This window comes from Streptomyces sp. NPDC059142, from assembly GCF_042755665.1.
In the GTDB taxonomy this organism is placed as follows: domain Bacteria; phylum Actinomycetota; class Actinomycetes; order Streptomycetales; family Streptomycetaceae; genus Streptomyces.
In genome coordinates this window covers 1-15,262 of sequence record NZ_JBHZDA010000029.1, presented here as the reverse complement: position 1 = coordinate 15,262, position 15,262 = coordinate 1, and the positions used below count along the sequence as shown (strand labels likewise).

8 protein-coding genes are annotated in these 15,262 nt (G+C 69.3%); 2 read left to right on the top strand and 6 right to left on the bottom strand.

Going from position 1 to position 15,262, the window contains the following annotated elements:
- Window positions 1–132: 132 nt before the first annotated feature.
- The 6 genes from ACFXPK_RS13695 to ACFXPK_RS13670 all read right to left on the bottom strand — a co-directional run bounded on the left by ACFXPK_RS13695 (window position 133) and on the right by ACFXPK_RS13670 (window position 13,475).
- On the bottom strand, window positions 133–6,198 hold the full coding sequence (locus tag ACFXPK_RS13695) for a hypothetical protein (protein ID WP_385074927.1): 6,066 nt from the start codon (window positions 6,196–6,198) through the stop codon (window positions 133–135).
- A 97-nt stretch (window positions 6,199–6,295) separates the two neighbouring features.
- Window positions 6,296–8,491: a hypothetical protein gene (locus ACFXPK_RS13690; RefSeq protein WP_385074925.1), complete on the bottom strand. Its 2,196-nt coding sequence runs from the start codon at window positions 8,489–8,491 to the stop codon at window positions 6,296–6,298.
- Window positions 8,492–9,216: 725 nt separating this feature from the next.
- Window positions 9,217–9,609: a type II toxin-antitoxin system death-on-curing family toxin gene (locus ACFXPK_RS13685; protein WP_385074922.1), complete on the bottom strand. Its 393-nt coding sequence runs from the start codon at window positions 9,607–9,609 to the stop codon at window positions 9,217–9,219.
- Complete coding sequence (locus ACFXPK_RS13680) at window positions 9,606–9,800, bottom strand: ribbon-helix-helix protein, CopG family (RefSeq protein ID WP_125490113.1); 195 nt, start codon at window positions 9,798–9,800, stop codon at window positions 9,606–9,608. Before ACFXPK_RS13680 ends, ACFXPK_RS13685 begins: the two co-directional genes overlap by 4 nt.
- 189 nt (window positions 9,801–9,989) lie before the next feature.
- The gene (locus ACFXPK_RS13675; protein ID WP_385074917.1) at window positions 9,990–11,318 is read right to left on the bottom strand and encodes a class I SAM-dependent RNA methyltransferase; all 1,329 of its coding nucleotides are present in this window, start codon (window positions 11,316–11,318) and stop codon (window positions 9,990–9,992) included.
- A 108-nt stretch (window positions 11,319–11,426) separates the two neighbouring features.
- Window positions 11,427–13,475: an APC family permease gene (locus tag ACFXPK_RS13670; RefSeq protein WP_384991839.1), complete on the bottom strand. Its 2,049-nt coding sequence runs from the start codon at window positions 13,473–13,475 to the stop codon at window positions 11,427–11,429.
- A 382-nt stretch (window positions 13,476–13,857) separates the two neighbouring features.
- On the opposite strand from ACFXPK_RS13670, the gene ACFXPK_RS13665 reads away from it, so the two are divergent.
- A complete protein-coding gene (locus tag ACFXPK_RS13665; protein WP_384916894.1) occupies window positions 13,858–14,526 on the top strand; it encodes a potassium channel family protein in 669 nt (222 codons plus the stop codon).
- Window positions 14,526–15,203 (top strand): potassium channel family protein, encoded by a 678-nt coding sequence (locus ACFXPK_RS13660; protein WP_384991842.1) that lies wholly within the window; start codon window positions 14,526–14,528, stop codon window positions 15,201–15,203. The genes ACFXPK_RS13665 and ACFXPK_RS13660 overlap by 1 nt, the downstream gene beginning before the upstream one ends.
- Window positions 15,204–15,262 lie beyond the last annotated feature (59 nt).

Here is a 15,262-nt window from a genome sequence, read left to right as displayed (position 1 = left end):
CAGGATTCCTGAACTCGCCTGGACACGTTGCAATCTCGTCGGCGCAACAGGTCCTCCGCCCACTGCGGAACCGTGACCGGAATGCCCGCGATCGCCACGGTCATGTCCGGTCACGATGCAGGAGCCGCTCTGTCACCCGTTGAGCGCCATGCACTCCCGCAGCACCGGCTCCAGGCGCAGCTGGGCCTCCTCGCGATCGAAGACCTGGAGGGCGTCGAGGAAGTCGACGATCCACCGTGCCTCGTCCTCGTCCTCGTCATCGATCTTGAGCGCGACCGCGGTCACCGCGCCTTCCAGGTCGAAGAGGTCGTCCTTGAACTCCTCGGTGAGGGCTCGGTATCCGGCGGCTAGCAGCTGGTCCGCGTACACGCCCGTCGCCTCGGCGAACGCGCGGGCCTGAGCCCGGTCCGCGCGAAGGCCGGCCAGGCGTCGCAACACCTCGTCAGGGTCCCCCAATTCCTCGTGCAGGCGGTGGGCCCGGTCCACCAGAAGCGGCCAGCCGCCGGTCAGTTCGTGGAGACGGTCCAGGCGGCCCTCCGTATGGAACATGTTGACGCGCTGGACCCAACCACGCAGGCTGCGGTGGTCATGCCTACGCAGCACCACCGGGGCGGCCGAGGTGGGTTCGGTTCCCGTCAGCAGGGGACGCCACAGGGCGAGCTGAGCGGGGTCGGTGACGAGGACGACCGCGCGGGTGACTCCCGGAGTGGCGGGCAGCAGCGTCTCGGCCAGGTCGACGGCTTCGCGGCAGGTCTCGGGCCGGACCGGCTCCCGGTAGTTGACGAAGTCGCTGATGACGACCCGTCGTTCTCGGGGGCGTCCGCCGGTGAGTTCCTGTTTGTAGACGCTGGGCTTGCCCACGGGTGGCAGTGTCCAGCCGTCGATCGGTCCGGCGATTGTGCGCAAGGTCGGGGCGACGTCGGTGACTCCGGTGGCAGTGCTGCCGAGCACGACTCGGGTCCGGTTGGACCGCTCGCCCAAGAGGTCGTCGAGCTGGGTGTTGGTCAACGGAGCCGGCCGCCCGTCGGGCAGCTCGGGGCGGCCCTCCTGCACGATGCTTTCCTGCAATTCACAATCCTGTTCGGCCCTGAGCAGCCGTGCCTCCACCTCGTGGGACGTACCGATCATGCGCAGGGCGTTGGGACCGCGCAGATGCCAGCCCAGTCCGTCGTGGTTGGGCGCGAGGATACCGAGACCCACCATCTCGGAGAGATAGGCGCGGAAACCCTCGGTGTCGAGCTGTTCGAACCCCTTGCGCCAGTACGTCTCGCACTCCTCGCGCAACTCGGTGTCGCTCAGCCGCACCTCCAGGCCGTGATGGCGGGCGTGATACGCCAGCACGTTGGCGATGACGTCGTAGCGGTGGTCGAGGCTCAGCGTGTCCTTGAAGGCCGCCGAGATGCCGTCCCGGAGCGCGGCGTCCGACACCACAACCTCGATGTCGGTCACCTTCACCTCGTAAGGGGGTTCCCCGGCACCGCGCCGCGTCCGCTTCCGGTGCATCAGCTCGACCAGCCGATGCCCGAACATCTGCAGCAGGAAGGGCTGATACGAGCAGTAGCCGAGCACACGGTTGACGAGATCCAGATCCTTGAACTCGAACCCGAGCGCCCGCATCGGCTCGACCAGCAGTTCCGCAGCCGACTGAGGAGCCAGCGGGCCGATCACCTTCGGGGTCTGAGCGAGGTGGCCGAACGGCCCGTTGCTTGCGAGCTTCGAGAAGCGCTGCACGGAGTGAAGTCCTGCGAAGACGACCTTCGCCGCGTCCTTGGTGTCGGACCCGAGGCCCTTGAGCTTCTTGGTCTGGTCGAACCGCGGGGCGTCGGCCTCGAAGAACTGGTCGCACTCGTCGAGCAGGATCAGCAGTCGTCGACGAGAGTCCCCGACCAGCCAGGTCCGGATACCGGCACGCACCCGCTCGGAAGCCTCCTGTCGTTTTCCGCGCCCCTGCGGCCGGTCATCGACCACCTGAGCCACGGTCAGCTCCCTCAGCAGAACGCTCCACAGCGCCTCCGGCCCGCGCGAGCTGCCCTTGCCGATGTTCTCCTGGTCGAGGTTGACGTACACCGTTTGGTGATAGCCGGGGCGCTGCTCCATGAACAGTTCCCCGGCGTCGGCGAGCAGCGCCGACTTGCCCAGGCCCCGACCGCCGTAGATGACCTGAGTGCCGCGCGGGTCGAGGATGCTCTTGCGTTCTGCGTCGCGGCCGTAGAACATCTCGCCGCCGATCCGGCCGCGCTTCTCCCTGATGTACGGGTTGACGCCGGAAAAGGGCAGCAGGGTCTGCGTAGCGGCGCTGACCTGGCGGTTGCCGCGTGCCGCGAGATAGGCGAGGGCCGCGTCGTCCACCACGAGCAGCGGCTGCAACCGGTCGGAACCGGCGGCGAGTTCGACACGGGCCTCACGACTCAGCGTGCCGAAGTAGACCACGAGAAGGCTCGCTCCGCTGGTATCCCGCTCCGCCCAACTCATGACGACCTTGGCGGGCGGTCTACCCCAGACCATCATCACCCTCAGGTTGCCGCCCTGCTCCTTGATCTGCGAGCCGAACGCGGGCGCCTTCGCCCTGCCGTTGATCTCCACTCCGGTCGCTTCGAAGAGACGGTATTCCTGCCGGTGCTGGGATCGGTCGTCGAGCGGCCTGGCGCTCTTGGCGTCGTAGCCGAGGAGTTTGAGTAGAGGCGGCACCTGGCGCGTCGGAGCCACCTGGAGCCGGTCCTTCCGCTCGGTGGCGGCAAGCGCGCGCCACTCGTCGAGCGCGTCGGCCGCGAGTGCCGCCTCGTCGGTGGACAGGCCGCCGTAGTCAAGGATGGGGACCATCGGATGCTTGCCGCCGGATCGGACCAGCTCGACGAGCTCGTGGTCGATTCCTCCAGGCAAGCCATCGGGCACAGCCAGGAAGAACTCGGTCAGATGAGACTCGCCACCCTCGATCTCGGGGACCGGTTCGCCGATCTCCAGGAAGTAGACGAGGTCAGCTGCGGTGGCCAGGTCGTTCGTCTCCAAACGCCGCAGGACCTGGGCCCGCTCGTCCACGGAGGGGTCCAGGGCGTCGAGCCGAGCCCGGATCCGGTCCGCCGCCTGCTCCCGGAAGGTTGGCAGGCCACTCCGTACCGTGTCGAGCGCCCGCCGCACATGCAGCAGGTCATCTCGGTCGGCGCTTTCGAGGCGGTTGTGGGCGTCGGCAAGCAACTCCTGAAGACCGAGGTCCTGGTCCTCGGTCACGGCGCCATCGGCCTGCGCGCGGTGCAGCTCGGCGACGAGTGCGTCGTGTGCCTTCCGCAGCTGTGCACGCCGGGCGTTCTCCCTGTCGTTGATTTCGACTTCCGTGGGCGGGACGAACTCCCCCGCCCCGACGGCAGGCAGCAACCCTCGTCCGGCCAGCTCGACGATGTCACGGGCCGCGGTGAACGCGTCGTGGGAGAGCCGCTCCCCCAAAGCCTCCTGCCAACTCCGGTCAACCGCGGTCAGCAGTTCGGCGGACGACAGCCGCTCGTCGCGGGTGTCACACACCTTCAGCAGCTCCGCGTCCAGCACGAGCGCTGGGTCGACGGGAACGCCGGAACGCGCGGTCACGGTGTCACCGGCCAGCAAAGTGAACAGCTCCTGCATCGAGGCGTGGGCCGCCCAGGCCATCGCGCCCGAGGGAGTGTCCGGGCGCTGCGCCAACCGCTCCAGTTCGTCCAGCGCCGCTTCCCTGCCCTCCAGCAGGGACTGTCGCAGTGAGGAGATCTCCTTGACCGCCCGGTTGCCGTCGGAACGGTCGCCGCGACGGGTGCCGTCAACCGCCAGGCACCACTCCTTGACCAGGCTGACGGCCCGCTCCACGAGATGCACCAGGTCCTGCCGCCCGGAGCCCTGAAGCGGCTTGCCGCTGGACGAGCGGTACTTGCGGTCCATGCGGTCGATCTCGCTGTTGACCTCGGCCAGTTTCGACAGCCGATCGGCCTGCTCCCGCACCTGCTGCAGCGCGTGGTGGTCGTCACCGACGACGGTCCTGAGCAGCGACCCGAGCATCCCGTCGTCGGGGGCAAGCCAACGCTTGGCGATCTCCGTCGCCCGTGCGAACCGCAGCCGTTGCGGCGCGAGCAGGAGACGGCTCTGCTCGCGCAGCTCCCGCAGCCGGGCCTCCGTTTCGGAGACGTCGGCGACGAGCGGCGAGGCGATCAACAAGGCGCCGCTGAGGGCACGGTCGGCAACGGCGGCCGCCGCCTCCCCCAGCCGGACCGGGAGCCGGGGCACCAGTGCCTTGAGCTGAGCGCCCGCAGCATGGTCGCCGGTGATCAGCGCGGCGCGCAGCAGAGCAGGGAGCAGGAGGAGTTCGCTGCCCTCACTGTCCTGGCCCGCGTATCCGCCGTACTCCTGGAGCAGGTCCGCCGTCAGCCGGGCACTCTGGCTGTCCCCGGGGATGAGCAGCGCGGCGGCACCAGCCAGGCGGATCGCCGCCGCCTGGGGCTCGGGGTGGCCAGCGGCTTTCGCCACATGGTGGGCGAGTCCGAAGCGCCGCTCCAGGACCAGCTGCGCCAGGGCCCCCTCGACCGTGGCCTCATCGGTTGCGTCGTCCGTCGCCGGGCCCGCTTCGCGGACGGGCATGTCCTGCACAGGAGAGAACGTGAGTGCGGCGGGTTCCCGAACAGACGCGTCAGCGGACGTGGAGGGCGCCGAGCCACCGTCGGCGGCCGGCGCGGCGCCCGCGTCGGGGGCGTGGACCAGCTCGGCGGTCGTCGTGGCTTTCGGCTCGGCGGCGGTCTGGGGCTCGATCCCCTCGGTCGGTGCGGTCGGCTGTACGGTCCCGTGTTCTGCTGTCGTCTCGGCGTCGGCGGGCTCGGCGGTGCCGTGCGCCTTGTCGGTCCCGGCAGGGTGCGGGTCACCGTCCAATGGCTGGTCCAGCGTCAGCTCGGGAGCGATGAGCACCGCCATGGCGAAGGTGGGCAGGACCCGTACAACCTGCGTCTGCAGTGCCAGAATCTCCGTCGCGGCATCGGTCTGTCGTCCCAATCTAATGAGCCGGGCCAGGGCGGCGAGCGCGGCGCTCTCCTCCCGATGCGGCTCCGCCCACACCGGCACGTCCAGTAGGCGGCGGGCCGCACCGCGCACGGCCTCAGCGGCAGCGGCGGCATCGGCGGAGCTGTCCGGGCAACAGGCGACACCCAGCAGTTCCCGCAGCGGCTCGCGGGCCTGGAGGTCTCGCTCCCGCGCTACCCGGTGTGCGCATGCGGCGCGCGTCATGTCCTCCAGGCGACGAGACACCCCCTCGATCCCAGCGGTCTGGAACACCACCTCCACGTCGTTGAAAACAGCGCTCAGAGCAGCGAGCAGAGCGAGGTCCGCGTCTTGCGGAGGGCGGCCGTCCATGACCGCGTTGGTGACCTTCTCCGCGGCCTGGCGGGCCCCCACCAGGGCGGACTCCAGCTGCCGACATGCCTCCTCGGGAGCTGTTCCCGCGTTGGTCCCGGTGTTGTCGGACGCGGCAGCGGTCTTCTGATGCGAAGTGCCGGGGTCCGCTACCGCGGTCTCCGGTGCAGGGGCGCTGATGCCCGGCCGATTGGCGACGGCAACGCCCCCTGGTTCACTGTCCTCCGCGAGCGCCAGCCCGTCGTCTTCCGCCGCTCCAAAGGTGAAATCCGGGTACGCCTCCACGAGAGGCCGCGCCGCGGCAGCGACGGCGGCGAGCCGGGCCGTCTCCTCGTCGTCAGCCGTCGCGCCGAACCACTCCTGGTCCGCCGCCCAGGCAAGGATGTGGGCGTCAGCGACGGAGGCGTTGCACCACGCGAACACGGTGGCCCGGACCAGCGTGGCGCCCCACCGGGCAACAGGGTCGGGAACCGGCTCCCCGTCGTGCGCCAGGACGAAGGCGCCCACCTGGTTCATCACGGTGACCGTGAGTCCCTTGATTCCGCATGTGCAGGTGTGCTGCCGCGACTCGCGTCGCAGCCTGGTGAGGACGTCCCGGCACAGGGCACTGCTCACCCGTCGAGGAGCCGACATGCGGATGCCCAGACTGGTGAGCAGCTCCTGACGTTGCTTGGGCCGCAGGGAGTTGAAGGCGAGTTCCACCATGTCCGCCGTCAGGTCGTTCAGGGCGGCTGCGGCCGGGAATTCCAAGGCGTTGAGCGCGGCGGCCAGGCATTCCAAGTCCTCGGCCGAGACGCTCGGCGGGGACCACGGCGGCCCTGTGACGCGGTAGCGGTCCTGCATGTACACGCACTCCGTTTCAATGGGTGACGGAAAGAAGCCTGTGGATGACGGGAAGAAGAGAGAGGCCGGAGCAATGGACACGCTAGGCAGTGAAAGGTCAGCGGCCGCGCGTGTGCTCGGTCACGAACGTGTAGCCGTACGGCAGTTCCCAGCCGTCCGCCTTGCCGAGCCTGCGGCAGTACTCCTGGAAGGCCGCGCGCTGAACGTCGCTGGGCAGGCACCCCGGCCGCAGGCGACGAAGATGACCTGCGACGAACTGAGCGCCGCGCAGTCCCTCACCGCCCGGTTCGCCACCGCCCCACGGACGTATCACCCGCGGCCTGGCCGGGCGGTAGCCGATGAGGGGAATGGTCCGCTGTCCGTGACGCGACGGGAAGTGCGGCTGCCCCCAGGCATCGCGGCTGCCGAGGGCCCGCTCCAAAAGACGTTCCGCGAGCAGTTCCGCGACGGCTGAGTCCAGGGCGGCGGCCTGCGACCGGGCGGGCCGGCACCCATAGACCGCGCTCGGCAGGACCGACCGATCCATCAGGGCATGACCGTCCAGGGTGAGCAGACCGCAACGGCGCACTGTGCGTATCACCAGTTGCCGGGGACCCAGCCCGATCGCGCTGTCACCGTGACGGCTGCTGCCCGGCACGTCCTCCCTAGTGAGCACACGAGGGTCGTAACAGTGGCCCGTCTCACGGTCACCGGCCTGTACGCGTTCCTGCAGCCGTGTCGTAGCGAGGCGGATCACGGTGTCGCCCCGAAGTCGGCGCAGCTCCAGCATCAGGCCGGGAAAGAAGTCGCGGGGCCAGGCGACTCCCGTCAACCGACCTGAGTCGTCCCCGAGTTCGACCGCGACTTCCTGCACCGCCTCCTTCGCACTCAACGTCTCACCAGCGTGATCAAGTTCAAGGTGAAGCGTGGGGTGCGCGCTGTGGGGCCGGCGAAGCTCCTCCGCGACGAACTGGTGCAGGGGAAACCAGCCTCCGATGAGATGGGCCAGCCGCAGGGGAGCCCGCCAGACGATCTCCTGGGCGTCGCTTCGCAGGAGATCGCCGGTGCCGAGGCCGTCTTCGTCGGCGAGAGGCGCATCTACCGGTTCCAGCTCCACTTCCGTTTCTGGCCCCGGCAGTGCGTCCAGAGTGGAGTTCCATCCGCGCCCGGCCGGGACCAAGGGGTCTCCGGGTGCCTCTGCGTCACCGGGATGGTGGGACCGCCACACCCCTCCCCCCTCGAAGGCATCGTCAAGCGTGATCCGGGAGCCATTGCCGAACAGACCATGGTCACTGTCCCCTTGGACCACGTCGGCGAGCGCCACGTTCGCCCGACACACCGCAGCGGCATACCCCGCTCCCCTGAGCCGCTCCGCAGCCCCCGGGAAATCGCGAAGCCGTGGTCCGACCGCTGTGTAAACAGTGCTCGGAGCGATGAGGCCGTGTCGCCGCCTCGCCGGGGTGGCCGCGCGCTCGACCGCGGCCACGAGAGACCTGAGGTCGTCGCCACCCAGCGGTCCGGTGTCCCGCCAGCAGTCCGCGAGGGAGGTACGGGTCATGGCGTAGTGGCCCCAGGTGCGCAACACTGCGCTGGAGTTGAGGACGCCCCGCACCGTGTCGAGGAGCCCGAGCAGTCCCGCCCGCAGATCATCGTCGTGCGTGCTGCCCACCAGGGATGCAAGGGAAACAGGAACGAAAGGGCTGAGAAGCTGCTTCCGAGCCGTCGTCAGGAGATGATCCGCGTAGGCCGTCAGATCGTCGCCCTGGGCGGCTTGCGAGGACGGATAGCACACCTCGACGACGACATGCCCGTCCTCATTGATCCATCGCCCGCGCGTGCGTAAGCGATGAAGCTGGGCCGGTGACAGACTCAGTGCCGGTCCGAAGGCGTGGAGGTCCGGGATCAGCAGCTCCCTGCGCCGTGGTTCGGTGTCTGCACCCAGCCTGCCCGAGCCCTCGGCACCCGCGGGAGCCCCCGACACCCAAGCCGGTACGTCACCGAGCGCGCCCACCTCCGGGTGCGCGCCCTCTCGATAGACGATTTCGGCGTACAGCGGGTCCGACCCGGTGGCGACACACACCATGGCACCGACCGGGAGCACGGGAGCGCACTCACCGGAGGTGATGACGGGGAAGTCATCGAGGCACAGCGGGCTTCCGCCATAACCGTCGCCACCGAGCTCGTACCCGAAGTACACGGCGTTGAAGGCGACCGCGGAGTGCACCGGCGCCGTGCGGGTCGCGACAACAACTTCGAGATAGCTTTGCAGGCGACTACGTTCATGACCGGGGACGGCGCCGTAACCCTCCGTCATGGCAGAGGTCAGGAGAGCCTGGTCACCGTACGGATCCGGCACCCCCGTCCACTCACGTCCTCCGACCCCTCTTGCTGACACATACAAGTCCCCACCCATGACACCTCCGCCGCCTACAGGTCGCCTCGGCCCAACTGCGGTGATTCCCGCAGAATATGCCCATCCTTGGGTTTCCTGTGGCACTTTCGTCACTTCGTGAAGGCCCACGACGATCGAACCCGCCCAACGCGTTGGCGGATACCGTAGAACCGGAGCGCTAACGCCGCGATCACGGCCCGGCCGGAGCGATGCACCAGCGCCGCCACCTGCCGCAGCGGTGAAGCTCCTACCACCCGGGACGAGCCAGTCGGCCCCGCACCAGGCCGTTCCTGATGTGGGCGCCCGTTGCCGCGCTCCGTGCATCTCGACGCACAGGCCGCATACCGACCTCAAGCACAAGATGACACTGCATCAAAGCGGTGATCACGCGAGTGTCAGGGCCACCTTCCGCGATTCTACGAAGACCAGTGGCGACACTCCCTTGTCTTCCCGTCACAAATCGGAACCGAAGGCCAGGGACGTTGGTCCGGCAGCGGCGTGCTCCACTTCGCGCACATCAGGAAGCAAGTGTGAGCACGCCCGGCTACGCCCGAGCAACCCCTGCAAACCCGCAGGTCGGATTCCCTTTGCAGCCAGCTCCAGCATGGCTACGCAATCCACATGATGCGCCCTCACCTCGTCGAACCTCAGGAAACGGGGAACCATGTCGAAAGACGCTTGGCGATGGCTGGTACCTCGATGTTGTCCTGTGCGACATCCTCGACGAACGGGCCGGCCACAGAGACGGGTGGCGGAACAGCACCGGCGCTCACGCCGTTGAACCGCAGGAAGACACGCATCGCGAGCCAGGCGGTGCGCTTGTTGCCGTCGATCAGCGCGTGATTGCGAGCGACGGAGTGCAGCAGTGCCGCAGCCTTTTCGTGCAGAGTGGGATACAACTCGGCCCCGAACACGTTCGTCCGGGGCCGCTCGATCGCCGACACCAGAAGGCCCATGTCACGCACACTGTGTTCGGTGCCGTTGACCGTGCGGGCGATGGCCAGGATCTCGTCGATCTGGAGGTAGCGCACGTCCGTCACTTCAGATAGTCCAGAATCTCCGCATCGCTGTCCATCAACTCGGCCAGAACGTCGTCGACCTTCAGCTCGGCCCGGTCCTGGGCATCACGAATGGCCTCGATGGCAAGTTCCTGCTTGCTGCGGCCCTCCCGACGAGCCCTCTCGGACAGCTTCGCGTCAAGGTCGTCGGGGAGTCGGAGTGTCATCGCCATACAGTCATGATACCAGGCCGGTATCACTTCGGTCGCGGTCAATCCTCGCCCCTGGCAATGTGGGCCAAGGATGGCGGCTTGCGGCGTCTGCGGAGGTGCGCCTGAGGCTTCCACTGCGAGCGTCAACTATCTCCGAACGCCCCTCAGAAAACGTCGCCCGCGGAAGCCTCCCGCTCACGAAACCGCAGGTCAGACGCCCTTTACAGCAGGCTCAAGAATCGCCACGCACTCCACGTGATGCGTCATCGGGAACAGGTCGAACGCCCGCAGCGTCCGCGGCTTGTACCCGCCCTCCCGGAAGTACGCCAGGTCCCGCGCCAGCGCCGCCGGGTCGCAGGCGACGTAGGCGATGCGGCGGGCGCCCAGCCCCGTCAGGTGTTTGACGGTCTGCTTGCCCGCGCCCGCGCGGGGCGGGTCCAGGACGATCAGGTCCGTTTCCGTGATGCGGGTGCGCGGGAGGACCTGGTCGACCTTGCCCTGTTCGACGCGGACCCTCGGGAGGTCCTTCAGGTTGTGGCGGGCGTCCTCGACCGCGCGCTTGCCGGATTCGATGCCGAGGACCGCGCCGCTCTCGCCGACGCGTTCCGCGATCGCCCCGGCGAAGAGGCCGACCCCGCAGTACAGGTCGAGCGCGGTCTCGCCCTTGCGCGGCATCAGGCCCTGCATCACGGCCTCCACCAGGAGTTGGGGGGCCTGCGGGTGGACCTGCCAGAAGCCGCCCATGCCGACGCGGTACGTACGGCCGTCGGCGCGTTCGCGGACGAAGGCGCGGCCGTGGACGCGGTGCACGCCGCCGTCGTGCTCCTCGACGCGCAGGACGGAGACCGGCTTGTCCAGCTCCACCAGCGGGAGCCGGCCGCCCTCGCGCGGGGTGAGGACGACCTGGCGGTCGCCGGAGCCCGAGGCGGCGATGGCCTCGACCGTGGCGATCTGCGGCCATTCCCGGCTCTCGATGCCCAGTTCGCTGACGCCCTCCGTGGCGATCAGGCAGTGGTCGACCGGCTCCACGTCGTGCGAGCGGTGCTTGCGCAGTCCCGCGCGGCCCTTCTCGTCGACCGCGTACTGCACGCGCGAGCGCCACGCCGGCACCTCGCCCGCCGGGAGCTTGTCACCGGGCGCGGGCATGACCGTACCGTCCCAGCCCGCCTCCTCCGGAGTGAGTCCGGCGAGCCGCTGGAGCTGCTCGGCGATGACCTCGCCCTTGAAGCGGCGCTGCGCGCCCGGCTTCGCGTGCTGCCAATCGCAGCCGCCGCACCGGCCGGGGCCCGCGTAGCGGCAGGGGGCCTCGACGCGGTCCTTGGAGGCGTCCAGGATCTCCACGGCGTCGGCGCGCAGGTAGCGCGAGTCCGCCTCGCCCTCCGTCACCCGGGCGCGGATCCGCTCGCCGGGCAGCGCGTGCCGTACGAAGAGCACCCGGCCCTCGTCGGTACGGGCGATGCAGTGGCCGCCATGGGCGACGGGGCCCACCTCGACCTCGTACTCCTCCCCGATCAGCGAAGCCTGCGGTTCTGTGCTCATGACGGGGTGGCTCCAAAAGATCAAGGGGGTACGGGCCGGCCGACCGGACGACAGCCCACCAGTCTACGTGGCGGTCCCGGCCCCCGTGTCCGGCCGGGACCGCCCGCCTCACTCCCCCGCGCCGGGGCCCTTCGGCCGCGCGTCGACCGGACCGCGGCGGACGGCGCCCGGCGCGTTGTACACCCCGCGCCGCTTCGCCCGCTGCTTCGCCAGCTCCGAGGATTCGAGCTGGTACGGCACCGAGGTGACCATCACGCCCGGCGTGAAGAGCAGCCGTCCCTTGAGCCGCAGGGCGCTCTGGTTGTGCAGCAGGTGCTCGTACCAGCGCCCGACGACGTACTCGGGGATGTAGATGCTGATCGCGTCGCGCGGGTTCTCGGTGCGCAGTCCGCGTACGTACTCGATGACCGGCCGGGTGATCTCCCGGTACGGGGAGTCGAGGATCTTCAGCGGTACGTTGATGCCGCGCCGCTCCCACTCGTCCTTGAGCACCTTCGTCTCGGCCGCGTCGACGTTGATCGACAGCGCCTCCAGGGTGTCCGAGCGCATCAGCTTGGCGTAGCCGAGGGCGCGCAGCGTCGGCTTGTGGAGCTTGGAGACGAGCACGATGGAGTGGACGCGCGAGGGCCGTACGGTGTCGGCGGCCGAGTCCTCGGAGGCGGCGATCTCCGCGGCGACCCGGTCGTAGTGCCGGCGGATCGCGGTCATCGTCCCGTAGAAGATCACCATCCCGAGCAGGGCGACCCAGGCGCCGTGGGTGAACTTGGTGGCGAGGACGACGATCAGCACCAGTCCGGTGAAGAACGCCCCGAAGGTGTTGATCGCCCGGGAGCGGATCATGTGGCGGCGCTTGGCGATGTTCCGCTCGGTGCGCAGATGGCGGTTCCAGTGCCGGACCATGCCGGTCTGGCTCAGCGTGAACGAGACGAACACCCCGACGATGTAGAGCTGGATCAGCCGGGTCGAGTCGGCCCCGTACACCCCGACGAGCAGGGCGGCGGCCCCGGCCAGCAGCACGATGCCGTTGGAGAAGGCGAGCCGGTCGCCGCGGGTGTGGAGCTGGCGCGGCAGATAGCGGTCCTGGGCCAGGATCGAGCCGAGCAGCGGGAAGCCGTTGTACGCGGTGTTCGCGGCCAGGAAGAGGACGAGCGCGGTGGCGGCGGCGAGGAGGACGAAGAAGAACGTCCCGCTGCCGAAGACCGCGGCGGCGACCTGGGAGATCACCGGGTTCTGCACATAGCCGGAGCCGACCGGGACCCCGCCGTTGAACAGGTCGGTGGCCGGGTTCTCGGCCATCTTCACGCCGGTGGCCATGGCCAGCCCGATGATGCCGCAGAACATGGTGACGGCGAGGGCGCCCATCAGGGCGAGCGTGGTCGCCGCGTTCCGGCTCTTGGGCTTGCGGAAGGCGGGGACTCCGTTGCTGATGGCCTCGACGCCGGTCAGCGCGGCGCAGCCGGAGGAGAAGGCCCGCAGCAGCAGGAAGACGAGCGCGAACCCGGCGAGACCCTGGTGCTCGGGCTTGATCTGGTAGTCGGCGGTGGGGGCCTGCATGGACTCGCCGAGGACGAGCCCGCGGAAGGCGCCCCAGGCGATCATGATGAAGACGCCGCCGACGAAGACGTAGGTGGGGATCGCGAAGAGCTTGCCCGACTCGCGTACGCCGCGCAGGTTCATCAGGGTGAGCAGCACGATGACCGCGACGGCGCAGAGCACCTTGTGCTCGACGACGAAGGGGATCGCGGAGCCGAGGTTCTCGATGCCGGAGGAGATCGACACGGCGACGGTCAGCACGTAGTCGACGAGCAGGGCGCTCGCGACGGTGAGGCCGGCCTTGGGGCCGAGGTTGGTGGTGGCGACCTCGTAGTCGCCGCCTCCGCTCGGGTAGGCGTGCACGTTCTGCCGGTACGAGGCCACGACCGTGAACATGAGGACGACGACGGCCAGGGCGATCCACGGGCTGAAGTGGTACGCCGACACCCCCGCGATGGAGAGGACCAGGAGGACTTCTCCCGGCGCGTACGCCACCGAGGACAGCGGGTCGGAGGCGAAGACGGGCAGGGCGATGCGCTTGGGGAGAAGGGTCTCCCCCAGCCTGTCGCTGCGCAGCGCCCGCCCGATCAGGATGCGTTTGGGCACGTCGGTCAGTTTGGACACGAAGGGATCGTATGCGTTCGAACAGTGACGTGTGCGGGCACCACCCCCATCCGGTGCGCGGCGCCGCGCGGGGTGTCCGGGCGGTCCTCCGCCCGGGGTCCGGCGGCCGTACGGCGCCGTACGGTGTCGCCTCCCGCCGGGCTCCGCGGCCCGCGTCGGCCACCGGCCCGGCGTCGGTCCGTCGGTGCTTACCGATACGTTGGACCCGGGCTGCCGCGGGCGCCGTCGAGGTCCCCGGGAGGGGAGCGCGCCGGGGACCACCGGCATGATGGTGCCTGGCGGACCGTGAACCGGTCCCCGTGTAGCCCGGCGAGCCGAAAGAGAGACATGAGCAGGACATTTACGCAGGTCAGATGGCCTGCGGGGAGTGTGGTGTAACGCCGTGCATATCGTCATCATGGGCTGCGGCCGGGTGGGCGCCGCACTGGCGCAGACCCTGGAGCAGCAAGGGCACACGGTCGCCGTCATCGACCAGGACCCCACGGCGTTCCGCCGGCTCGGCTCCGGCTTCGGCGGGCGTCGCGTCAGCGGTGTCGGCTTCGACCAGGACACCCTGCGCGAGGCGGGGATCGAGGACGCGGGCGCGTTCGCCGCGGTGAGCAGCGGTGACAACTCCAACATCATCGCCGCCCGGGTGGCGCGCGAGATGTTCGGCATCGAGAACGTCGCGGCCCGGATCTACGACCCGCGCCGCGCCGAGGTCTACCAGCGGCTCGGGATCCCGACCGTGGCCACGGTCCGCTGGACCGCCGACCAGATGATGCGCCGTCTGCTGCCGTCCGGCGCGGAGCCGTTGTGGCGCGATCCGAGCGGTGGGGTGCAGCTCGCCGAGGTCCATACGTCGGAGAGCTGGATCGGTCACAAGATCAGCACGCTCCAGGAGGAGACGGGCGTCCGCGTGGCCTTCCTCACCCGGTTGGGCGAAGCGATGCTGCCGACCTCGCAGACGGTGCTCCAGGAGGGCGATCTCGTCCACGTGATGATGCGTACGGACGACATAGGGAAGGTCGAGGCGGCGTTCGCCGAGGGCCCGGACGGAGGCGGGAACTGATGCGGGTCGCGATTGCCGGGGCAGGCGCGGTGGGCCGTTCCATCGCGGCGGAGCTGCTGGAGAACGGGCACGAGGTGCTGCTGATCGACAAGGCGCCCACCGCCATCTCGGTGGAGCGGGTGCCGCTCGCCGAGTGGCTGCTGGCGGACGCCTGCGAGATCACCTCACTGGACGAGGCGGCGCTCCAGCGCTGCAACGTGGTGATCGCGGCGACCGGTGACGACAAGGTCAATCTGGTCGTGTCGCTGCTCGCCAAGACGGAGTACGGGGTGCCGCGGGTGGTCGCCCGGGTCAACAACCCCAAGAACGAGTGGCTCTTCAACGAGGCGTGGGGCGTGGACGTCGCCGTCTCGACGCCGCGGCTGATGTCGGCCCTGGTGGAGGAGGCGGTGAGCGTCGGTGATCTCGTACGGCTGCTGCGTTTCAGCCACGGCGACGCCAACCTCGTCGAGCTGACCCTGCCGCCGGAGTCCGCGGTGACGGGGACCCAGGTCGGTGCGGTGAACTGGCCGGAGGACACCTCGTTGGTGACGATCATCCGGGGGACGCGGGTGCTGACGCCCCATCCGGAGGAGACGCTGGAGGCCGGCGACGAGCTGCTGTTCGTGGCGGCGCAGGCGCGCGAGGAGCAGTTGGAGGATCTGCTGTCGGTACGGCGCGAGTCCACCGCGGACTGACGGCCCTCCCTTACGGCAGGGGACGCGCGTAAGGGCGGATCGCCGGGCAGGTCGTGACC